The sequence below is a fragment of the Maribacter stanieri genome, from assembly GCF_900112245.1.
GTDB classification, from domain to species: Bacteria; Bacteroidota; Bacteroidia; order Flavobacteriales; family Flavobacteriaceae; genus Maribacter; species Maribacter stanieri.
On the sequence record NZ_FOYX01000003.1, the window covers coordinates 618824 to 641052 of the forward strand.

Sequence of the window (22229 nt, forward strand, 5' to 3'; positions counted from 1 at the left end):
ACGCTCATGAAATTTACAGCAGGTCAGATTGCAGGTATCTTAGAAGGAGAAGTGCATGGAAATCCAGAAATAGCCGTACATAAACTTGCTAAAATCGAGGAAGGCGAAGAAGGTTCCCTTACTTTTTTAGCTAATCCTAAGTATACTTCTTTCATTTACAAGACAAAGGCATCTATAACAATAGTAAATAAAAGTTTTGTTCCTGAACAAGATCTTGAAACTACTTTGATTAAAGTTGAAGATGCTTATAAGTCTTTTTCTAAATTGTTAGAATACTACAATCAAGTCAAAAACAATAAAGTAGGGATAGAAGAACCTATTTTTAAATCGGACACCGCCACTTATGGTTCCGATGTTTATATAGGAGCTTTTGCTTATTTGGGAAATAATGTAACCTTAGGAGATAACGTTAAAGTATATCCTAATGTATATATTGGTGACAATGTAAAAATTGGAAATAATGTTATTCTTTTTGCAGGTGCAAAAGTTTATTCAGAAACCATAATCGGTAACAATTGTGTAGTAAATAGTGGAGTGGTTTTAGGTGCTGATGGATTTGGTTTTGCGCCAAATGAAGATGGGGAGTTTGCGAAAGTACCACAGACCGGTAATGTAATATTAGAAGATAATGTAGATATTGGTGCCGGTACTACCATAGATAGAGCAACTTTAGGTTCTACTATTTTGAGAAAAGGCGTGAAGTTAGATAACCAAATACAGATTGCACATAATGTTGAAATTGGTGAGCATACCGTTATTGCTGCGCAAACAGGAATAGCTGGATCTACCAAAATAGGAAAACACTGTATGATTGGTGGACAAGTAGGTATTGTAGGCCATATTGTTATTGGTGATTTTGTGAAAATACAAGCCCAATCTGGTATTGGTAGAAATGTAAAAGATAATGAAGTATTGCAGGGTTCACCAGCATTGAATTACGGTGATTTCAACAAATCTTATGTTCATTTTAAGAACTTACCAAAAATAATTAGTAGAATCGACACTTTAGAAAAGAAGGACTGAGGATGAGTACAACAAACAACAAACAAAGAACAATTAGTAAAGAGGTAAGCCTGACGGGAGTTGGTTTACATACTGGGAGCAATGTTACCATTAAATTTTTACCTGCAAATGAAAACCACGGTTATGCATTTAAAAGGGTAGACCTAGAAGGAGAACCTATAATTCCAGCTGATGCTAACCTTGTTATAAATACACAACGAGGCACCAATTTGGAAAAAAATGGTGTAAAGATTCAAACTTCAGAGCATGTTTTAGCTGCTTTGGTTGGTCTTGAAATAGATAATGTTTTAATAGAGCTGAACGCTGCTGAACCGCCTATTATGGATGGTTCTTCTAAGTTTTTTGTAGAAGTTTTGGAGAGTGCTGGTATTGTTGAGCAAGATGCAGTTCGAGAAGAATACATTGTAAAAGATGTTATTTCATTTAAAGATGAAGAAACTGGTAGCGAAATAACAATCATTCCCTCAGACGAATATCAAGTGATGACAATGGTAGATTTTGGGACTAAAGTCTTAGGAACTCAAAATGCTACTCTGGATAAAATTTCTGATTTTAAATCGGAAATTTCTAATGCACGTACATTTAGTTTTTTACACGAGCTGGAAATGCTTTTGGAAAACGGACTTATTAAAGGTGGAGATTTAAATAATGCCATTGTTTATGTGGATAAAGAAATTTCTGAAGCTACAATGTCAAAATTAGAGAAGGCTTTTGACAAAAAGAAGCTTTCTGTTAAGGCAAATGGTATTTTAGATAATCTAACATTACACCAACCTAACGAAGCTGCAAGACATAAATTATTAGATGTTATTGGAGATTTAGCCTTAATTGGTACACGTATTCGTGGTAAGGTGATAGCAAACAAACCAGGGCATTATGTAAATAACCAATTTGCCAAGAAACTGTCTCAAATCATAAAATTAGAAAAACGTAATAAAGTACCAAAGTACGATTTAAGTTTACCTCCATTAATGGATATCCACAAGATAATGGATATGCTTCCTCACAGACCTCCTTTCTTATTAATAGATCGAATTATTGAGCTTTCTGATGAGCATGTAGTAGGTATGAAAAATGTTACGATGAACGAACCTTTCTTCGTTGGTCATTTTCCCGGGGCTCCGGTAATGCCAGGTGTACTTCAAGTAGAAGCTATGGCGCAAACGGGTGGTATTTTAGTTTTAAGTACTGTTCCTGATCCAGAAAATTATTTGACTTTGTTTATGAAAATAGATAAAGTAAAATTTAAAAGACAAGTACTGCCAGGCGATACTTTAATATTTCACTGTAGTTTAATTACACCAATTAGAAGAGGTATTTGTCATATGCAGGCATATGCATACGCTAATGATAAATTGGTAAGTGAAGCAGAGTTAATGGCGCAAATAGTTAAAAGAACTTAGAATGAATCAACCTTTAGCCTATATTCATCCAGGCGCTAAAATATCTAAAAATGTTGTAGTTGAACCTTTTACTACCATTCATAACAATGTAACAATTGGTGATGGTACATGGATAGGTTCTAACGTCACCATAATGGAAGGAGCTCGTATTGGAAAAAATTGCAATATATTTCCGGGTGCCGTTATTTCTGCATCTCCTCAAGATTTAAAGTATGACGGAGAAGAAACAACCGTAGTTATTGGAGATAATACTACTATTAGAGAGTGTGCTACAATCCACAAAGGAACATCAGACCGTATGAAAACGGTAATTGGCAAGAATTGTTTAATCATGGCATATTGCCATATTGCTCATGATTGCCTAGTTGGTGACAATTGTATATTTTCAAATAATTCTACCCTGGCAGGTCATGTAACCATTGGCGACAATGTTATTCTGGCGGGTTTAGTTGCTGTGCATCAATTTGTATCGGTAGGTCAACATGCTTTTGTAACTGGCGGATCTTTAGTTAGAAAAGATGTGCCACCTTATGTGAAAGCAGCAAGAGAGCCATTATCATACGTAGGTATTAATTCTGTAGGATTAAGAAGGAGAGGCTTTATATCTGATAAGATTAGAGAGATACAGAATATCTATCGTATTCTATATCAAAAAAATTATAATAATTCTCAAGCAGTACAAATAATTGAAGCTGAAATGGAGGCAACTCCTGAGCGCGATGAAATTTTACAATTTATTCGCGATTCCCAACGTGGAATTATGAAAGGATATTTCAGCAACAATTAGTAAATCTATTTTAAACTTAAGTTAATAACATTAATACATATTACGAATGGCATCTACATCAGATATACGAAAAGGACTATGCATAAGATATAATAATGATATCTATAAGATTATCGAATTTTTACACGTAAAACCGGGTAAAGGTCCTGCTTTTGTGCGTACAAAGCTTAAAAGTGTTACCTCTGGTAAAGTGTTGGATAATACGTTTTCTGCAGGTCATAAAATTGAAGATGTTCGAGTTGAAACTCGTTCGTACCAATATTTATATCCAGAAGGAGATACATATCACTTTATGAATACTGATGATTACAATCAAATAACCCTTCAAGAAAGTTCTCTTGATGCACCTGGTCTTTTAAAAGAAGGTGAAGTGGTTAAGATTATGTTCAACACAGAAGATAGTATGCCATTATCTGTAGATATGCCTGCAAGTGTAGTTTTAGAAATTACCTATACTGAGCCAGGCGTAAAAGGTAATACCGCTACTAATGCTACTAAGCCGGCAACAGTGGAAACAGGAGCAGAGGTAAATGTTCCGTTATTTATCAATGAAGGAGATAAAATTAAAATTGATACCTCCAATGGTTCTTACATGGAGCGTGTTAAAGAGTAGTATGTATTTACTAATTAGAAACTAAGCAAGTCATTTGAAATTTCCGACTACTTTTTCATTAAAACAGATCGCCGATATTATATCAAGCGAATATGTTGGGCAAGATGATTTTCCTGTCTTTGGCATGAATGAAATTCATGTTGTAGAAAACGGTGATATCGTTTTTGTAGATCATCCAAAATATTATGATAAGGCCTTACAGTCTAAGGCAACCATAATTTTAATCAATAAAAATGTAGAATGCCCAGTAGGTAAGGCTTTGTTAATTTCAGATGATCCATTTAGGGATTTCAATAAATTGACAAACTTTTTTCAGCCATTTGTTCCAAATAGTCAGACTATTTCTGTAACTGCTAAAATTGGAAAAAATACTGTAATACAGCCTAATGCATTTATTGGAAATAATGTAATAATAGGTGATAATTGCCTGATACACTCTAATGTTTCTATTTATGATAACTGTATCATTGGAAATAATGTTACCATACATGCGGGTTCTGTTTTAGGTGCAGATGCATTTTATTATAAGAAAAGACCAGAAGGATTCGATAAATTGATTTCCGGAGGTAGGGTTGTTTTAAAGGATAACGTTGATATTGGTGCACTTTGCACTATAGATAGAGGTGTAACTGGCGATACAACAATTGGATTTGGTTCAAAATTAGATAACCAGGTGCATGTTGGTCATGATACCGTTATTGGCGAAAAATGTTTAATAGCATCACAGACTGGTATTGCAGGTTGTGTAATTATTGAAGATGAAGTAACGCTTTGGGGTCAAGTTGGTACTGCAAGTGGTATTACAATTGGTAAAAAAGCGGTGATAATGGGGCAGACAGGTGTTACAAAATCGGTTTCCGGCGGTAAGAGTTATTTTGGAACTCCCATAGAAGAATCACGCGAAAAGTTGAAACAACTAGCATATTTAAAGAAGATTCCAGAAATAATTAAAAAAATGGATAATAAATAAGGCTGTTAATGCTATAAAATTCATTAACAACTTATATTTTTGTTCTATTAAAAAAAATAAAAACTACAGTAGTATGAGCGTATTAGTAAATAAGGATTCCAAAATAATCGTACAAGGTTTCACTGGTAGTGAAGGTACTTTCCATGCCGAGCAGATGATTGAGTACGGTACTAATATCGTAGGTGGCGTTACTCCAGGTAAAGGAGGACAAGAGCATTTAGGAAAACCTGTTTTTAACACGGTTACCGAAGCTGTTGAAAAAGTTGGAGCAGATACAACAATTATTTTTGTTCCGCCTGCATTTGCTGCAGATGCAATTATGGAAGCTGCAGAAGCAGGTATAAAAGTTATTATTACAATTACAGAAGGTATACCAGTTGCCGATATGGTAAAGGTTGCCAACTATATTAAAAATAGAGATTGTCGTTTAATTGGACCTAACTGTCCTGGCGTTATTACTCCTGGTCAAGCCAAAGTTGGTATCATGCCAGGTTTTGTATTTAAAGAAGGTAACGTAGGTATCGTTTCTAAGTCGGGTACTTTAACTTATGAAGCTGCTGATCAAGTGGTAAGACAAGGTTTAGGAATTACAACTGCAATCGGTATTGGTGGTGATCCAATTATTGGAACTACAACTAAAGAAGCTGTTGAACTTTTAATCAATGATCCAGATACTAAGTGTGTGGTTATGATCGGTGAAATTGGCGGACAATTAGAAGCTGATGCTGCACAATGGTACAAAGCTAGTGGTAGCAAAAAACCAGTTGTTGGTTTTATCGCAGGTGAAACTGCTCCTGCTGGTCGTACTATGGGTCATGCTGGTGCAATTGTAGGTGGTAGCGATGATACTGCGCAAGCTAAAAAACAAATCATGAGAGATTGTGGTATTCACGTTGTAGATTCACCAGCAGAAATTGGTTTGAAAGTAAAAGAAGTAATGGGTTAAGAACTCATATTTTTCATATAAAATCCCGTTTATAGCGGGATTTTTTTTAGCCTATAAATTAAACAAAAGGTATATTTGGTAAACATCGGTTTAAAATAACGGACTTATGAAATTATTAGAAGATAAAAATGTAATTATTACAGGAGCAAGTAGAGGTATTGGTATGGGTATAGCCCAAGTTTTTGCTGATCACGGTGCAAATGTTGCATTTACATATAGCTCTAGCGAAGCGCCAGCTCTTGAATTAGAAAAAGAATTGAAAGCAAAAGGTGTAAATGCTAAAGCTTACAAAAGTAATGCTGCTAATTTTCAAGAAGCTGAAGAATTGGTTGCAAAGGTTTTAGAAGATTTTGGTGGTAGAATTGATGTTTTGATCAATAACGCAGGTATTACTAAAGATAATCTGTTGATGCGTATGTCTGAGGCTGATTTTGATACCGTAATTGATATCAACTTAAAGTCTGTATTTAACATGACAAAAGCTGTACAACGTACTTTGTTAAAGCAACGAAGTGGTTCAATAATTAACATGAGTAGTGTTGTAGGTGTTAAGGGTAATGCCGGACAGACAAACTATGCTGCATCTAAGGCGGGTATGATTGGTTTTACTAAATCTGTAGCTTTAGAATTAGGATCTAGAAATATTAGATGTAATGCAATTGCACCAGGTTTTATTGAAACAGAAATGACAGATAAGCTTGATGAGAAAACTGTACAAGGTTGGAGAGACGGTATTCCGTTAAAACGTGGTGGTTCTACTGAAGATATTGCTAATGCATGTCTTTATTTTGCATCAGACCTTTCTAGTTATGTAACAGGTCAGGTTTTGAATGTTGATGGAGGTATGTTAACTTAAATCAAGATTAAAATACATTGGAATATTAATTATATATTCCATATTTAGGTTCAATTTTAATTATTACATGGAAAGCAAAACGATATTGTACATTATTCTTGCTGCAATTGTAGCCTTGGGTATCGTTGTCTTTCAATACATATATAAACAGAAGGCTAAAAGTAAAATCTATTTGCTTTTAGCCTTTTTACGTTTTGTTGGAATTTTCGGATTATTACTACTTCTAATTAATCCAAAGTTCGCACAAAAAACTTATACATTAGAGAAACCTAATTTGGTGATTTTGGCAGATAACTCTACTTCTGTTACTGAAAAAGGTGAAGAATTAAAAGAGATTATTTCAAAAATAAAGGCATCCAAAGAAATATCTAATAGATTTAAAATAGCAGATTACAAATTTGGATCTGATCTTAATATTCTTGACAGCCTTTCTTTTCAAGCTAAAAATACCAACATCTATAAATCGCTTTCTTCTTTAAAAGATGTCTACGCAAGAGAACAAATGGTTGCCCTTGTACTATCGGATGGCAATCAAACTATAGGTGAAGATTATAGTTATTTCAAAACTGACAGAAATAACACTATTTATTCAATGGTTTTAGGAGACACTACTAAATATAAAGATATTTCTGTAGGACCAATACAGACTAATAAGTATGCCTTTTTAAAGAATAAATTCCCATTAGAAACCTATGTTTCATATCAAGGTAACACTCCCGTTTCTGTTTCTGTATCTGTTAAAATGAATAGTAAAATAGTGCATAAGGAGAATTTAAAATTTAACGCTGATGTTAATTTTAAAACTATTGCTATTCAAATAGATGCAAATAGTGTTGGTATTAAAAATTTTGAAGTGGAAGTCTCTCAATTAGTTGAAGAGCGTAATATTAAAAATAACCGTAGAGCTACTAGTATTGAGGTGATTGATGAGAAAACTAAGATTGCTTTAATTTCGGATATTTTGCATCCAGATTTGGGAGCCCTTAAAAAAGCAATTGAAAGTAATGAACAACGGGAAGTTTCTATTTTAAAATCTAGTGCTAGTAATAGTGTTTTAGAAGATGTTGATTTATTTATATTTTATCAACCTACAGCTAAATTCAAACAATCTTTTGATTTCGCCAAAAGTAAAAATGCTAATACCTTTATAATTACCGGATCTCAAACAGATTATACTTTTATAAATAAATTAAATGTTGGTATTGAGTTCGAAACAGGTTATCCGCAACAAGAAGTTTTTGGCTTATTAAACAATGCTTTTACCAAGTATGATATTACCAATTTTGATTTAACGGATTATCCACCTTTAGTAAGTGATGCAGGACCTATCTTAATCACATCCCCTTTTGAAACTTTATTGGGTACTCAAATTAAAGGATTAAATATTCAACAACCGTTACTGTCGGTAATTGACGAAAACGGTAGTAAAAGGGCAGTCGTAATAGGGGAGAATATTTGGAAATGGCGTGTACAAACGTATCGAAACACTAACGAATTTATAAACTTTGATGAGTTTATTGGAAATTTAATTCGATACTTAACAAGTTCCAAAAACAAATCTAGACTCAATGTCGATTATGAAAAAGTATATCAGGGTAGTAATAATACAGTTATAACTGCCACATACTTTGATGAGGCTTTTCTTTTTGATAAAAATGCAAAGGTTAGTATTAAAGTAACGAATTCTGATACTCAAAAAAGTCAAATCAATCCAATGGTACTTAAAAATGGTTTTTTTGAAGCTGATTTGTCTAATCTAGTTGCTGGTGAGTATGATTTTGTTGTTTCTGTAGAAAAGGAATCAAAAATAGAAAAAGGATCATTTGTTATCTCTGAATTTGATATGGAAAATCAGTTTGTTTCTAGTGATAATTTAAAGATGGAAAAACTGGCAGTTAATTCTGGCGGAAAAGTATTTTATCCTGCTCAAATAGATGTGTTACTAAAGGATTTAAGTACTAACGATGCTTACGTTCCAACAGAGAAAAGCACTGAAAATATCGTATCTTTGATAGATTTCAAATTTCTTTTGGGAATCATAGTTTTTGCTTTCGCGGCAGAATGGTTTATCAGAAAATATAACGGATTAATTTAAATTGAAACGAATGGATAAGTTACCTAAGATTGCGCTACCCGCAATATTTATTTTTATTGTATTGATTATTGGAATATCAAAATCTACTGTTACCATCGACTCAGGTCAGGCAGGGGTTTTGTATAAAACTTTTGGTGGAGGTGTAGTTACCGATGAACCACCGATGGGTGAAGGATTTCATCTAGTTGCACCATGGAATAGAGTTACTATTTATGAAGTAAGACAACAAGAAGTTCTTGAAAGTATGAATGTATTATCAAGTAATGGTTTGGATATTAAATTGGAAGCTTCTGCTTGGTTTGAACCTATTCGTAATGATTTAGGGAAATTACATCAAGAAAAAGGGGAGGATTATATTCAAAGAGTTCTTTTACCTACAATACGTTCTGCGGCACGTTCAGTCGTTGGTCGTTATACACCAGAACAATTGTACTCCAGTAAAAGAGATGCTATTCAACAAGAGATTTTTGACGAGACTCAAAAAATTGTATCTGGTCAGTATATTCAATTGAATGAGATTTTGGTAAGAGATGTAACCTTGCCTCCAACAATCAAAGATGCTATCGAAAGAAAACTAAAGCAAGAGCAAGAGTCTTTAGAATATGAGTTTAGACTAGTTACGGCTAAGAAAGAAGCAGAAAAAGTAACAATCGAAGCACAAGGTAAGGCAGATGCTAACCGTATTTTAAGTGCTTCTTTAAATGACCAAATCTTAAAAGATAAAGGTATCGATGCTACATTAAAATTATCAGAATCACCAAATTCTAAGGTGGTTATTGTTGGTGGTAGTGATGGACTACCTTTAATTTTAGGTAATAACTAAAACACGGAGTCAATTATTTTTGTTTCATTTTAAACTTTTGTTTTGTGAAATGGAAAATACCTTTTACTTTTACAGTATCATGAAAAATAGAACTACACATCATCATATTCATACACACGCTTAGGCGAGGTAGGAATGTATTGTAGTAGAACAACATATTTTAAAACCCGTTTGAGCAATCAAACGGGTTTTGTATTTAAATCTCTTTTGGTTGCCAAGCATTAAATTAAGAAAATGACTAAAATTAGAATTGCTATTCAGAAATCGGGAAGACTTAATGAGGAATCCCTTCAGATTTTAAAAGATTGTGGAATTTCCATTGATAATGGTAAAGACCAGCTTAAGGCATCTTCAAGAAACTTTCCTATGGAAGTGTTTTATTTGAGAAACGGAGATATACCTCAATACCTGAGAGACGGTGTAGTTGACATCGCCATAATTGGAGAAAATGTACTGATTGAAAAAGGGGAGGATATTTCTATTGCTGAAAGACTAGGTTTCTCTAAATGTAAGGTGTCTTTGGCGGTACCCAAATCAGTTAAATATAATTCGATAAAGGATTTTGAAGGTAAACGAATTGCTACTTCTTATCCAAATACAGTACTTAATTATTTGAAAGATAAAGGAGTTAAGGCAGATTTACACATTATTAATGGATCGGTAGAGATAGCTCCAAATATTGGCCTTGCAGATGCTATTTGCGATATTGTTTCTAGTGGAAGTACCTTATTTAAAAATAATTTAAAAGAGGTTGAAGTAATGTTAACTAGTGAAGCGGTGTTGGCAGTTTCTCCAAAGATTACTGTAGAGAGAAAGGAACTACTTGAAAAATTACAGTTTAGAATTCAATCGGTTTTAAGAGCGAGAGGGTCTAAATATGTTTTACTTAATGCACCAAATGATAAATTAAATGGTATTCTGGAATTATTACCGGGAATGCGTAGCCCAACAGTTTTACCTTTGGCAGATGAAGGTTGGAGCTCTGTACACACAGTTATTAATAAAGATTCTTTTTGGGAAGTAATAGACGAGTTGAAAAAAGCAGGAGCAGAGGGTATTCTTGTTTGTCCTATTGAAAAAATGGTATTGTAATTAAGCTTTTAGCTATTAGCCTATCGCTATTAGCTATTGTAAATGATTATTTTTTGCCAAGAGCAAACAGCTTAAGGCTAATAGCTAGTTAAAGAAATGAACAAAATATATAATCCTAAAAGACAAGATTGGAAAGACGTTCTTATGCGCCCCACCCAAACTGTTGCTGATATTGAAGGATTGGTCAATACTATTTTTGAGAAAGTTAAGCTTGGTGGCGATACTATCTTAAAAAATTATACCCAGCAATTTGATAAGGTGAACTTGGATAATCTTCTCGTATCACAAGATGAAATTAAGGAAGCCAAATCATTGGTTTCAGAAGATTTGAAAGCTGCTATTCAATTAGCGAAATCAAATATAGAAGTATTTCATACCGCTCAGAAAACGGGTCGTGTTGAAGTCGAAACGACTACTGGTGTTTCTTGTTGGCAAGAAAAAAGACCTATTCAAAAAGTAGGTCTCTATATTCCAGGAGGTACGGCTCCTTTGTTTTCAACTATTTTAATGTTAGCTGTTCCTGCAACTATTGCTGGCTGTTCTGAAATTGTTCTATGCTCTCCACCTGATAAAGAAGGGAAACTAAACCCTGCAATTTTGTATACAGCAAATTTATGTGGAGTTACTAAAATTGTAAAAGTTGGTGGCATACAGGCAATTGCTGGGATGACATTTGGTACAGAAACAATACCACAAGTATATAAAATTTTCGGACCTGGAAATCAATATGTAACCGTTGCCAAACAAATTGCAACTAAACATGGTGTTGCTATTGACATGCCTGCTGGTCCGTCAGAGTTATTGGTAGTTGCCGATGATTCTGCAAACGCTGCTTTTGTTGCTTCAGACTTATTGAGTCAAGCAGAGCACGGGGTGGATAGTCAGGTTATTTTGGTTTCTACTTCTAAGGAAATGATTAATGCTGTTGAAAAAGAGGTAGCCGTTCAATTGGAAGACTTACCAAGAAAAGAGATTGCTAGACAAGCTATTGCTAATAGTAAATTAATTTATGTGGAGAGTGACAAAGAAGCTGTCGACTTAATTAATGAATATGGACCAGAGCATTATATTGTTTGTGTAGAAAATGAAGATTTCTATATAGATAATACTCAAAATGCGGGTTCAGTTTTCATTGGTAATTATACACCCGAAAGCGCAGGTGATTATGCTTCGGGAACAAATCATACTTTACCAACAAATGGGTACGCAAAACAGTATAGCGGCGTTAATTTAGACAGTTTCTTAAAAAGTATGACTTTTCAGAAGATAAGTGAAGAAGGTATTCTTGCTATTGGTAATGCCATTGAGTTAATGGCGGAGGCTGAAGGTCTAAAAGCTCATAAGAATGCAGTAACGCTTAGATTAAATAGCCTTAAAAAATAGAGTATTGTCCGGTCAAGCATAGTCGAGACCTAATTGTGAAGTAATGAGTTTCAATTTAGATAACATAACAAGAGAGAACGTTAAAGGATTAAATCCTTATTCTTCAGCACGAGATGAATATGTTTCAGACGGGTCTACAATGGTCTTTTTAGACGCAAATGAGAATCCATTCGAGAATGGCGTGAATCGTTATCCTGACCCACAACAACGTGGTTTAAAAACGATATTGGCTGAACAAAAGGGAATTAAAGAAGAAAATATCCTTTTGGGCAATGGTAGTGATGAAGTTTTAGATTTGCTGTTCAGGGCTTTCTGTGAGCCTAAGGTGGATAACATAATTACCTTGCCACCAACATATGGGATGTACAAAGTACTTTCTGGAATTAATATGGTTAAAAATAGGGAGGTTTTATTAACTAATGATTTTCAGCCTAATGTTTCCGAAATTAAAAAAGCTATTGATGAGCATACGAAACTGTTGTTTATATGTTCTCCAAACAATCCTACCGGTAATAGTTTTTCAACAAAAATTATTGACGAGCTTTTAAATTCTTTTAATGGTTTAGTAGTTATAGATGAAGCTTATGTCGATTTTTCATCCGAAGAAAGCTGGATGTCTAAACTTGGCGACTATCCAAATGTAGTTATCACGCAAACCTTATCAAAAGCATATGGTATGGCAGGTATACGTTTAGGTATTTGTATAGCATCTGCTGAAATCATCACTGTCTTAAATAAAATAAAGCCACCTTATAATGTAAATCAATTAACGCAAGAGAAAGCAACTGAACGTGTGTTAAATCAACAGGCGGTTAAAAATGAGATAAATGAAATTTTAGTTGAGCGTAAAAAATTGGTAAACGCATTGAAAACAGTTTCGTTTGTTGAAGTAATACATGATACGGATGCTAATTTTGTTTTGGCAAAAGTGGATGATGCTACACTTAGATATAATCAATTATTAGCAAAAGGAATTGTCGTTAGAAACCGTACTACACAACCATTGTGTGAGAATACATTACGTTTTACAGTTGGTACATCAGAAGAAAATAATATTGTAATTACCGCTTTAAAAGCACTATCTAATTAATATGGAAAGTAAAAAAAGAGTACTATTTATAGACCGTGATGGAACTATAATAAAAGAAACAGTTGATGAACAGATAGATGCATTTGAAAAAATGATTTTTTATCCAAAGTCATTTACTTTTCTAGGTAAAATAGCTATAGAATTGGATTATGAATTAGTCATGATTACCAATCAAGATGGTTTAGGTACCGATGTTTTTCCTGAAGATACCTTTTGGCCGGTACATAATTTCATCCTTAAATCATTTGAAAATGAAGGGGTTGTGTTTGATAAAGTTTTCTTAGATCGTACTTTTCCTCATGAGAATGCCGATACTAGAAAACCAGGTACTGGATTATTGACAGAATATTTTTCTGATGATTACGATTTGGAAAATTCTTTTGTAATCGGTGATCGATTAACAGATATGGAATTGGCAAAGAACTTAGGTTCTAAAGGTATTTTCATAAATGATGAGACCAATTTGGGAACTGGTGAGATTACTGTAAAACGAGATGAATTAGATAGTCACATCGCTATAGAGAGTAATGATTGGGAGAAGATTTATGAGTTCTTGAAATTGAATGACAGAACTGCTGAAATTCATAGAAAAACCAATGAAACAGATATTGCCATAAAACTGAACTTAGATGGTACTGGTAAGAGTGATATTAAAACCGGATTGGCATTCTTTGATCATATGTTAGATCAATTGGCGCGTCATGGGCAAATGGATTTAATGATTAAAGTTGATGGTGATTTGGAAGTTGATGAACACCATACTATCGAAGATACCGGTATAGCACTTGGAGAAGTATTTCATGCTGCACTAGGTAATAAATTGGGTATTGAGCGTTACGGTTTCTGTTTACCAATGGATGATTGTTTAGCGCAATCTGCCATTGATTTCGGAGGCAGAAATTGGCTAGTATGGGATGCAGACTTTAAACGTGAAATGGTAGGGGATATGCCAACTGAAATGTTTCATCATTTCTTTAAATCATTCACTGATGGTGCTAAAGCAAATCTAAACATTAAAGCAGAAGGCACCAACGAGCACCACAAAATTGAAGCTATTTTTAAGGCTTTTGCCAAAAGCATAAAAATGTCTGTTAAAAGAGACGTTGAAAAAATGGTGTTGCCAAGTACAAAAGGAGTATTATAAGGTACGAGGTGTGAAGTTAAAAGTACAAAGTAATGCAAGATTTAAAAAAACGAACTAAACAATTTGCAATTGATTGTTGGGTGTTCTGTAAACATGTTCCAAGATCAAGGGAGTTAGATGCTTGGGTAAGACAATTAATAAGGTGTTCTAGTTCTGTTGGTGCAAATTATCGAGCTTCGCAAAGAGCAAAATCTACCGCTGATTTTATAAATAAACTAAAGATTGTTGAAGAGGAAATTGATGAATCTGCATATTGGTTAGAATTGTTTTTAGAAGTTAATTCTGAAAGAAAAGAAGAAATAGACAAATTGCACAGTGAGGCTAAAGAACTTTTAGCAATAATCGTTCCTCGATAAAAACGTCAAGAGCAAATAGAATGTAAAGAAATGAAAAATACGATAAACACCTTGTACTTTGTACTTTTAACCTTGTATCTGAGCTTATGAAAATTGTAATTATAAATTACGGAGCAGGAAATATACAAAGCATCAAATTTGCCATAAAACGTCTGGGCTACGAGGCTATTTTAAGTAATGATGTAACTGAAATACAACATGCTGATAAAGTTATATTCCCAGGAGTTGGTGAGGCGAGTAGCGCAATGCACAAACTTCGTGATAGCGGATTAGATACACTAATTCCGACTTTAACGCAACCTGTTTTAGGTATTTGCCTGGGTATGCAGTTAATGTGTCACTCCTCTGAAGAAGGTAATACTACCGGATTAGGAATTTTTGATGTTGATGTTATTAAATTTGAAGACATTGTTAAGGTGCCTCAAATTGGTTGGAATCAGATTACAAACTTAAAATCTACTTTGTTTAAAGATATAGAGGAAAAAGAGCATATTTACTTGGTACATAGTTTCTATGCACCATTGTGCGATGAAACTATCGCAGAATGTTCTTATGGAGTTGATTATAGTGCAGCTTTACAAAAAGATAATTTCTATGGTACTCAATTTCACCCTGAAAAGAGTAGTGATGTTGGACAGCGAATTCTAGAGAATTTTTTAAAAATGTAATGGAGCAAAATTATTTTATTTCAACTGATAAAAACCTTTTGAACGTAGATGCAATTCAACAGTTTATTGCTAATTCATATTGGGGTGATAATAGAACATTAGAAGAAGTAAAAACAACGATTGAAAACTCTTACTGTTTTGGAATATATACACTTAAAAATGAACAAATTGGCTTTGCTAGGGTAGTTACCGATTATATTTACTTTGGATATTTCATGGATGTGATTATTCTAGATAAATTTCAAGGTCAGGGTTATGGTAAGATTTTGGTGAAAGAGATATTAGAAGATGCTACCATTAAAAAACTAAAAACATTAGCATTAAAAACTAAGGATGCCCATTTGTTATATGAGCGTTTCGGATTTAATAAAATAGGAGATTCACCATTGTGGATGTCTGTTGATAAACAAATTTTAGAGTAGTTAGAATTAATTTGATAAGTATTAAGTGTATTATATTTTGTGTGAATTAAAATGTAATTAGATTCATTTAAATGAATTATTATAGAGAATTAAACATTTGGAAAAAAGGTATGCAACTTGTTGAGGAAATTTATTTCTTAACTAAGAAATTACCTGATGACGAAAAATTTGGATTGATTTCGCAAATTAAAAGATGTAGCGTGTCAATTCCATCAAATATTGCTGAGGGCGCAGGTAGAAATTCAAATAAAGAATTTGTCCGTTTTCTCAGTATTGCAAATGGTTCAACCACAGAATTAGAAACACAATTGATACTAACTGTAAATCTAAAATTAGTAGCTGAAGCTGATATTAATAATGCGTTAGCGTTATGTAATGAAATAAAGAACATGAACTATGCATTACAAAAAAGCTTAAAATAATTAAAATCATAGTATTTAAGACTTAATACTTTAGACTTAATACTTTATACTATAAAAAAATATGAGAATTATTCCTGCTATAGATATCATTGATGGTAAATGTGTACGTCTTTCAAAAGGTGATTACGATACTAAGAAGATATATAATGAAAACCCTTTAGAAGTAGCCAAAGAATTTGAGGCATACGGTATTATGCACTTGCACTTAGTAGATTTAGATGGTGCAAAATCTAAACATATCGTCAATCATAAGGTGTTAGAACAAATAGCCTCGCAAACCGGTTTACAAATTGATTTTGGTGGTGGATTAAAAACTGATGATGATTTACGTATTGCTTTTGAAAGTGGAGCAAAACAAATTACAGGTGGTAGTATCGCTGTAAAAGATTCAGATACTTTTATTGGATGGATTGAAAAGCATGGTGCGGATAAAATTATTCTTGGCGCTGATGCTATGGATGAAAAAGTAGCGGTTTCTGGATGGCAAGAAGAATCTAAAGAACTGCTTTTCCCATTTATACAAGGGTATCAAGAAAAAGGTATTACTTATGTAATTTGCACTGATATCAGTAAAGACGGTATGTTAGAAGGTCCGTCGTTTGAATTATACAAACATATTTTAGATCAGACCAATGATTTAAAGCTAATTGCTTCCGGAGGTATTTCTACTTTTGATGAGCTGCCTAAATTAGCCGAAATGGGTTGTGAAGGTACAATCATAGGCAAAGCTATTTATGAAAATAGAATCAGTTTAAAACAATTGGAATCATATATTTTAAGCAATGGATAAAGAAGCTCGCTTAGTGGAGGAAATCGTTGAGAATGCGTTGTACAGAATGGATGAAAGTACACGCATGATTAAAAAGAGCCTTGCAGAAATTTCAGAAGATGAAGTTTGGCAAAAACCTAATCCTTCATTGAATAGTATAGCTAACTTAATGCTCCATCTTTGTGGAAATATTTCGCAATATATTATTTCATCTTTAGGCGAAACGGAAGATAAAAGGAATAGGGATGATGAATTTTCAGTAACTGGAGGACTTACCAAAGATGAGCTGTTTACTAAGTTAGAAAGTGTTGTTGATGATGCTAAAAGAGTGATTTTTAATGTAACACCAAATCAATTGGTGAAAATGAGATCTGTTCAAGGCTTTTCATTTTCGGGTGTTGGCATTATTCTTCACGCAGTAGAACATTACTCATATCACACCGGGCAAATTGCTTTTTGGGTAAAGCAATTAAAGAATAAGGATTTGGGCTTTTATGATGGTATAGATTTGAACAAAAAAAATATAGACTAGTGCTTGCAAAAAGAATAATACCTTGTTTAGATATAAAAGACGGTAGAACTGTAAAAGGTGTCAACTTCGTCGATTTACGAGATGCTGGAGATCCTGTTGAACTTGCTGAGATTTACAGTAAAGAAGGAGCGGATGAGCTGGTTTTTCTAGATATATCTGCAACAGAGCAGAAACGTAAAACTTTAGCAGATTTGGTTTTCCGGGTAGCGGAAAAAGTAAATATTCCGTTTACTGTTGGTGGCGGAATTTCTTCTGTTGAAGATGTAGATGTGCTGCTTCAAAATGGGGCAGATAAGGTTTCAGTTAATTCCTCTGCTGTAAAGAACCCACAGTTAATTAATGATTTAGTTGCTAAATTCGGCTCTCAATGTATCGTTGTTGCTATTGACGCTAAACAGATAGATGGCGAATGGATTGTTCATTTGGTTGGAGGAAAAGTACCTACCGAACGTAAATTGTTTGAGTGGGCAAAAGAAGTGGAAGAGCGCGGAGCTGGAGAAATCTTGTTTACCTCAATGGATAATGATGGTACCAAAGACGGATTCGCAAATAAAGCATTGGCAAAATTGTCTACGGAATTAAATATTCCGATAATTGCCTCGGGTGGTGCTGGTAACAAACAGCATTTTACTGATACCTTTGTTGAGGGTAAAGCAGATGCAGCTTTGGCGGCAAGTGTTTTTCACTTTAAAGAAATTGGTATTCAAGAATTGAAAACTGAGTTAAAAGAAAATGGTATTCCTGTTCGAATATAGTTTACAGTTTTGACAAACAAAATTTGACTTCGACTAGGCTTCGTGAGCGAATTAGAATTATTAAACTAGGTATTATCCTAAGCGCAGTTGAAGGTTTCGGACCACGATAAGGATATCGCCTTTTAAGAAAATGATCAATAGAATTGAAATTGAATAAAGAGAATATGGAATTTAATACACCCAATTGGGAGAAAATGAGTGACGGACTAGTGCCTGCAATTATACAAGACGCACGTACGAAGAATGTATTGATGCTTGGCTATATGAATGCCGAAGCATTGAAGAAAACTACTGATAGTGGTAAGGTTACATTTTTTAGTCGTTCTAAGCAGCGTTTATGGACTAAAGGTGAAGAAAGTGGAAATTTTTTGAATTTAGTTTCCATTAAAAATGACTGTGACGATGATTCTCTTTTAATTACCGTAAATCCTGTAGGTCCTACATGCCATACTGGTACAGATACATGTTGGAAAGAAGAAAACAATTCACAATTCGGGTTCTTTTCTGAGTTAGAAGATACTATAAAAGAAAGAAGAACTACTGCCGATGATAGCAAATCTTATGTAGCTTCATTATTTAAAAAAGGAATCAATAAAATTGCCCAAAAAGTAGGGGAGGAAGCCGTTGAAACGGTGATTGAAGCTATGGATGATAATGATGAATTATTCTTGTACGAGAGTGCTGATTTATTATTTCACTACTTAATGCTGTTACAGGCAAAAGGATTTACGCTTAAAGATATTGAAGCAGAATTAATGAAAAGGAAGAAGTAGATGTCATAAGTTCAAATGATACGTTAACTGCTTTTCATGCAGTTTATCATTCTGCAGTAAACGTATCATTGTCCTTGTCTTCTATCCAATTGTATTCTATTTCCCAAGCTACATTTCTAGCGAAATCTAAACCGTGTCGGTCGGCTAAAAATCCTAAAGCCATATCCATACCTGCACTTACACCTGAAGAAGTATAATAATTTTCGTCTACCTTCCAACGAGCTTCTTTATCCCATTGTACATCTGGTCCGTTGGTTACGACCCATGCAAATGCACGTTTGTTTGAAGTAGCCTGCCTTTTGTCTAAAAGTCCTGTTTTTGCTAAGAGCGCACTTCCTGTACATACGGTCATTACAAATGTGCTAGTTAGGCTTATATCTTTAATAGAAGTTATTAGCTTATCGTTATTTACTTCTACTCTTGTTCCTAAACCACCAGGGATCAAAAAGGCAAATGGCTTCTTATTGATATCTGCTAGTTTTTCTGTCATGATTGGGACTTGATGTCTATTGGTCACAATACCACCTTCTAGTGAATAGAATTTTAAAGTATATAAGTCGGTTAATCGTCCAAATATTTCAGCAGGTCCAAATACATCAAGGGTTTCATAATTGTCGAAAAGCAAGAATGCAATTTCTTCTTTTTCAGTTGAACTCATTTGGCTGGAATTTTCTTGGGCAGTTACACTTGAACTGAGAATTAATACAACTAATATCGACTTTATAAGCTTAGTAAATATTTGCATAACTGCTATTTAAATTATTATCAAAGAGAAAACTTTCGTTCTAAAATAAGATAATATTTAAATGATTCTAACGGATTACTCCTTGGTGTATGTAATTTTTGGCATTATTATCAATACCATAAAAAAATGACTAAATTTTCAGAAATAAGCTATTAAAATATCCTTTCCATGATTTCATAATCTACATCGCCTTTTATAAAAATGGTGTTAGTAGCTACCAAACCAAACTTCTTATAAAATTCAGATTTGTTTCTTCTGGCATTACACCATATTCTTTTTAATGATTGCTTAACGGCAATTTGCATAATTTCATTTAGAAGTATACGGCCATATCCTTTACCTTGGTAATTTTCTAATGTAGCAAATTTTCTAAATTGAGCTTCTCCGTCATTAATAAATAAAGAGATTACCGAAATTAATTTTTTATCTAAAAAGAGTCCGTAATGTAGACCTTCATTGTCATTTGGCAGTTTTACGTAGTCAATTGGTTTATTAGGCCACATTACCTGATGTCTAATGGGTAATGTTTCATCGGCTGTTATCTCAATTATTTTTGTGGTCATGAATAGTATAGTTGACCTCAAATGTAGGTAGCTTTTATAGTTTATTCAAGTACTAAAGAATCTTGAACGTTTGCAACAGATACCCATGTAAATTTTATAGGCGACCATTCTTCTTTTGGGTTGGACCTAATAGAAGTTTTCTTCTTTATAAAAACTTTATTATCCTCTGTAAAGACATGTTGCGTGTCTATAACTTCTTGAGAATAAACTTTATTGGATTTCTTTTTTCTCATTACTGTACGTTTTTCTTATAACGGTTTCTACCCATATTAAATATGCCTACTTTTATTCCTATGCCAGCGGTAAAACCGTTAATACGTGTAATACGCGTAGGAGGTAGGTCTATTTTACTTGAGAAGCGATATTTTACACCAGCTTCTATTTGTAGATATCTTGAAATGTTAAATAGTGCGTTAACGCCAGGTTCTGCAACGAATACGGCATCAAAATCATCTTCAGTAAGTTCTTCTTCAAAATCATCATCATGCCTAAACTTATTGTCTACATAACCTACGGCTCCAGCACCTAATAAAAGAGGGAAACTTAAATTGACGCGATTTTTACTAAATAAAATAGGCTCTAAATGCAAGCCCCCATAAACGGCAATTAAATCTTCATACCTAGATAAGCTATTGTTGTATATATCTTGTTCGGAGTAAAGAAAATTACTGGCAAATCCGACTTCAAATTGCTGATTGGCTACGTATGCTATTTTTAGTCCGCCCATATATGCGTTTTCGCCATCTATTTCTCCCAAACCCATGTTTATACCTACGTAAACACCATGTACAACATTATTACGGTCGTTAAATTCTAGGTATTCATTAGTTTCTTCTTGTCCGAAGCTATCCAAACAGGATACAAGTGATAATAGGAGAAGAGTTAATTTTAGTGGTTTCATTACTGTTCGATTTTTGATTGATTACTTAATAGACAACCTAACTAACAAATAGTTGCACCAAAAACCTATATTTTTTAAATAAAACCCAAAATTTCGTTATTTGTTGTGTTGGACTATGCTAAATACTTATGAATTAGCAATTTGAAGCATCATTTGCACCCCAAGAATCTAAACTTAGAAGAATGCTTTTAAGAGATTTTCCACGTTCGCTTAAAGCATATTCTACCTTTGGTGGTACAACGGGAAATACTTCTCTAATCACCAATCCGTCTTTTTCCAATTCTCTTACGGTTTGGGTGAACATTTTATTTGAAATACCTGGCACTTTCTTTTGAAGAATTCCTGAGCGTAGTGGTCCTTCTAGAAGGTGAAAGAGAACTATTGGTTTCCATTTGGTGCCAATTAAATTCATTGTATAGTCTAAAGGGCAATATTTTTTTAAACTCATATAGAATTAAATAACTGATAATTAGCAATTAACTCTTTTTGGTAACTATAATACTTTAAGGTAAGTTATTGCTAATAAGGCAAATATATGTTTATTTTACATTAAAATTAGAATTATGAACAAGAATAAAGAATATCCAAAATCATTTTCACATATAGGGATTACAGTTCCTAATCTAGAGAAAGCAGTAGAATTCTACGCTGAAGTAATGGGATGGTATGTGATAATGAAACCATCTAAAATTAAGAAGGAAAAAGAAACTGCCATAGGGCAAATGTGTATCGATGTTTTTGGTGATGACTGGGAAGAATTTGAAATTGCCCACATGTCTACTTCCGATGGTATTGGTGTAGAGTTGTTCTGTTTTCCACATGGTGTAAAAGAGGCTCCAGAATTTAATCCATTCAACACAGGGTTATTTCACTTTTGTATCCAGGACCCTAATATTGAAGAATTGGTTGCTAAAATTGTATCACATGGTGGTAAACAACGTATGCCAATTCGTTCTTACTATCCGAACGAGAAACCATATAAAATGTGTTATGTAGAGGATCCCTTCGGAATCGTTTTTGAAGTCTATACCCACAGTTATGAATTAACGTATTCATCTGGAGCTTATACTGGATAAGTTTAAAATACAAAGCTAAAAA

At 33.7% G+C, this 22229-nt stretch carries 27 protein-coding genes; 22 read left to right on the forward strand and 5 right to left on the reverse strand.

What is annotated here, in order from left to right; all coding sequences use genetic code 11:
• Window positions 1-6: 6 nt before the first annotated feature.
• The 21 genes from lpxD (at window position 7) to hisIE (ending at window position 18922) form a co-directional block, all read left to right on the forward strand.
• Window positions 7-1023 carry a UDP-3-O-(3-hydroxymyristoyl)glucosamine N-acyltransferase gene (lpxD, locus tag BM296_RS16440; RefSeq protein ID WP_027066912.1) on the forward strand — a complete coding sequence of 339 codons (1017 nt, stop codon included), beginning with the start codon at window positions 7-9 and terminating at the stop codon, window positions 1021-1023.
• A gap of 2 nt (window positions 1024-1025) precedes the next feature.
• A complete protein-coding gene (locus tag BM296_RS16445) occupies window positions 1026-2426 on the forward strand; it encodes a bifunctional UDP-3-O-[3-hydroxymyristoyl] N-acetylglucosamine deacetylase/3-hydroxyacyl-ACP dehydratase (RefSeq protein WP_091904589.1) in 1401 nt (466 codons plus the stop codon).
• Window position 2427: 1 nt separating this feature from the next.
• Entirely contained in the window at window positions 2428-3213 is a 786-nt protein-coding gene (gene lpxA, locus BM296_RS16450) for an acyl-ACP--UDP-N-acetylglucosamine O-acyltransferase (RefSeq protein WP_027066914.1), read from the forward strand.
• Window positions 3214-3259: 46 nt separating this feature from the next.
• Window positions 3260-3826 carry an elongation factor P gene (gene efp / locus BM296_RS16455; RefSeq protein ID WP_027066915.1) on the forward strand — a complete coding sequence of 189 codons (567 nt, stop codon included), beginning with the start codon at window positions 3260-3262 and terminating at the stop codon, window positions 3824-3826.
• Window positions 3827-3860: 34 nt separating this feature from the next.
• The gene (locus BM296_RS16460; RefSeq protein ID WP_091904592.1) at window positions 3861-4796 is read left to right on the forward strand and encodes a UDP-3-O-(3-hydroxymyristoyl)glucosamine N-acyltransferase; all 936 of its coding nucleotides are present in this window, start codon (window positions 3861-3863) and stop codon (window positions 4794-4796) included.
• A 73-nt stretch (window positions 4797-4869) separates the two neighbouring features.
• On the forward strand, window positions 4870-5742 hold the full coding sequence (sucD, locus tag BM296_RS16465; RefSeq protein WP_027066917.1) for a succinate--CoA ligase subunit alpha: 873 nt from the start codon (window positions 4870-4872) through the stop codon (window positions 5740-5742).
• A 106-nt stretch (window positions 5743-5848) separates the two neighbouring features.
• Complete coding sequence (gene fabG, locus BM296_RS16470; RefSeq protein ID WP_091904596.1) at window positions 5849-6598, forward strand: 3-oxoacyl-[acyl-carrier-protein] reductase; 750 nt, start codon at window positions 5849-5851, stop codon at window positions 6596-6598.
• A 67-nt stretch (window positions 6599-6665) separates the two neighbouring features.
• Window positions 6666-8693 carry a hypothetical protein gene (locus BM296_RS16475; protein WP_091904600.1) on the forward strand — a complete coding sequence of 676 codons (2028 nt, stop codon included), beginning with the start codon at window positions 6666-6668 and terminating at the stop codon, window positions 8691-8693.
• A gap of 10 nt (window positions 8694-8703) precedes the next feature.
• Window positions 8704-9516 (forward strand): prohibitin family protein, encoded by an 813-nt coding sequence (locus tag BM296_RS16480; protein ID WP_027066920.1) that lies wholly within the window; start codon window positions 8704-8706, stop codon window positions 9514-9516.
• A gap of 234 nt (window positions 9517-9750) precedes the next feature.
• Window positions 9751-10608, forward strand: coding sequence for an ATP phosphoribosyltransferase (hisG, locus tag BM296_RS16485; RefSeq protein ID WP_091904603.1), 858 nt, complete (start codon window positions 9751-9753; stop codon window positions 10606-10608).
• A 96-nt stretch (window positions 10609-10704) separates the two neighbouring features.
• Entirely contained in the window at window positions 10705-11991 is a 1287-nt protein-coding gene (hisD, locus tag BM296_RS16490) for a histidinol dehydrogenase (RefSeq protein ID WP_091904606.1), read from the forward strand.
• A 43-nt stretch (window positions 11992-12034) separates the two neighbouring features.
• The gene (gene hisC, locus BM296_RS16495) at window positions 12035-13081 is read left to right on the forward strand and encodes a histidinol-phosphate transaminase (protein WP_091904610.1); all 1047 of its coding nucleotides are present in this window, start codon (window positions 12035-12037) and stop codon (window positions 13079-13081) included.
• 1 nt (window position 13082) lies between these two features.
• Window positions 13083-14225 carry a bifunctional histidinol-phosphatase/imidazoleglycerol-phosphate dehydratase HisB gene (hisB, locus tag BM296_RS16500; RefSeq protein ID WP_091904613.1) on the forward strand — a complete coding sequence of 381 codons (1143 nt, stop codon included), beginning with the start codon at window positions 13083-13085 and terminating at the stop codon, window positions 14223-14225.
• A gap of 32 nt (window positions 14226-14257) precedes the next feature.
• Window positions 14258-14581 (forward strand): four helix bundle protein, encoded by a 324-nt coding sequence (locus BM296_RS16505; protein ID WP_091904616.1) that lies wholly within the window; start codon window positions 14258-14260, stop codon window positions 14579-14581.
• An 86-nt stretch (window positions 14582-14667) separates the two neighbouring features.
• Window positions 14668-15249, forward strand: coding sequence for an imidazole glycerol phosphate synthase subunit HisH (gene hisH / locus BM296_RS16510; RefSeq protein ID WP_091904619.1), 582 nt, complete (start codon window positions 14668-14670; stop codon window positions 15247-15249).
• Window positions 15249-15671: a GNAT family N-acetyltransferase gene (locus BM296_RS16515; protein WP_091904622.1), complete on the forward strand. Its 423-nt coding sequence runs from the start codon at window positions 15249-15251 to the stop codon at window positions 15669-15671. The genes hisH and BM296_RS16515 overlap by 1 nt, the downstream gene beginning before the upstream one ends.
• A gap of 71 nt (window positions 15672-15742) precedes the next feature.
• Window positions 15743-16093, forward strand: a complete 351-nt coding sequence (locus BM296_RS16520) for a four helix bundle protein (protein ID WP_091904625.1) — start codon at window positions 15743-15745, stop codon at window positions 16091-16093.
• A 61-nt stretch (window positions 16094-16154) separates the two neighbouring features.
• Entirely contained in the window at window positions 16155-16883 is a 729-nt protein-coding gene (gene hisA, locus BM296_RS16525; RefSeq protein ID WP_091904628.1) for a 1-(5-phosphoribosyl)-5-[(5-phosphoribosylamino)methylideneamino]imidazole-4-carboxamide isomerase, read from the forward strand.
• Complete coding sequence (locus tag BM296_RS16530; RefSeq protein ID WP_091904632.1) at window positions 16876-17394, forward strand: DinB family protein; 519 nt, start codon at window positions 16876-16878, stop codon at window positions 17392-17394. The genes hisA and BM296_RS16530 overlap by 8 nt, the downstream gene beginning before the upstream one ends.
• On the forward strand, window positions 17394-18149 hold the full coding sequence (hisF, locus tag BM296_RS16535) for an imidazole glycerol phosphate synthase subunit HisF (protein ID WP_091904635.1): 756 nt from the start codon (window positions 17394-17396) through the stop codon (window positions 18147-18149). The genes BM296_RS16530 and hisF overlap by 1 nt, the downstream gene beginning before the upstream one ends.
• Window positions 18150-18313: 164 nt before the next feature.
• The gene (hisIE, locus tag BM296_RS16540; protein ID WP_091904639.1) at window positions 18314-18922 is read left to right on the forward strand and encodes a bifunctional phosphoribosyl-AMP cyclohydrolase/phosphoribosyl-ATP diphosphatase HisIE; all 609 of its coding nucleotides are present in this window, start codon (window positions 18314-18316) and stop codon (window positions 18920-18922) included.
• Window positions 18923-18968: 46 nt separating this feature from the next.
• On the opposite strand, the gene BM296_RS16545 is transcribed toward hisIE, so the two are convergent.
• The 5 genes from BM296_RS16545 to BM296_RS16565 all read right to left on the reverse strand — a co-directional run bounded on the left by BM296_RS16545 (window position 18969) and on the right by BM296_RS16565 (window position 21579).
• Entirely contained in the window at window positions 18969-19580 is a 612-nt protein-coding gene (locus BM296_RS16545) for a DJ-1/PfpI family protein (protein ID WP_091904909.1), read from the reverse strand.
• A gap of 239 nt (window positions 19581-19819) precedes the next feature.
• The gene (locus tag BM296_RS16550) at window positions 19820-20230 is read right to left on the reverse strand and encodes a GNAT family N-acetyltransferase (RefSeq protein WP_245787040.1); all 411 of its coding nucleotides are present in this window, start codon (window positions 20228-20230) and stop codon (window positions 19820-19822) included.
• A 41-nt stretch (window positions 20231-20271) separates the two neighbouring features.
• The gene (locus tag BM296_RS16555) at window positions 20272-20463 is read right to left on the reverse strand and encodes a hypothetical protein (RefSeq protein WP_027066934.1); all 192 of its coding nucleotides are present in this window, start codon (window positions 20461-20463) and stop codon (window positions 20272-20274) included.
• Window positions 20463-21131 (reverse strand): hypothetical protein, encoded by a 669-nt coding sequence (locus BM296_RS16560; protein ID WP_143099093.1) that lies wholly within the window; start codon window positions 21129-21131, stop codon window positions 20463-20465. Before BM296_RS16560 ends, BM296_RS16555 begins: the two co-directional genes overlap by 1 nt.
• Before the next feature lie 133 nt (window positions 21132-21264).
• Entirely contained in the window at window positions 21265-21579 is a 315-nt protein-coding gene (locus BM296_RS16565) for a winged helix-turn-helix transcriptional regulator (protein ID WP_073244105.1), read from the reverse strand.
• Window positions 21580-21694: 115 nt separating this feature from the next.
• Between BM296_RS16565 and BM296_RS16570 the strand changes: the two genes are divergently transcribed.
• Window positions 21695-22207, forward strand: a complete 513-nt coding sequence (locus tag BM296_RS16570) for a VOC family protein (protein ID WP_091904646.1) — start codon at window positions 21695-21697, stop codon at window positions 22205-22207.
• The last annotated feature ends 22 nt before the right edge of the window (window positions 22208-22229 follow it).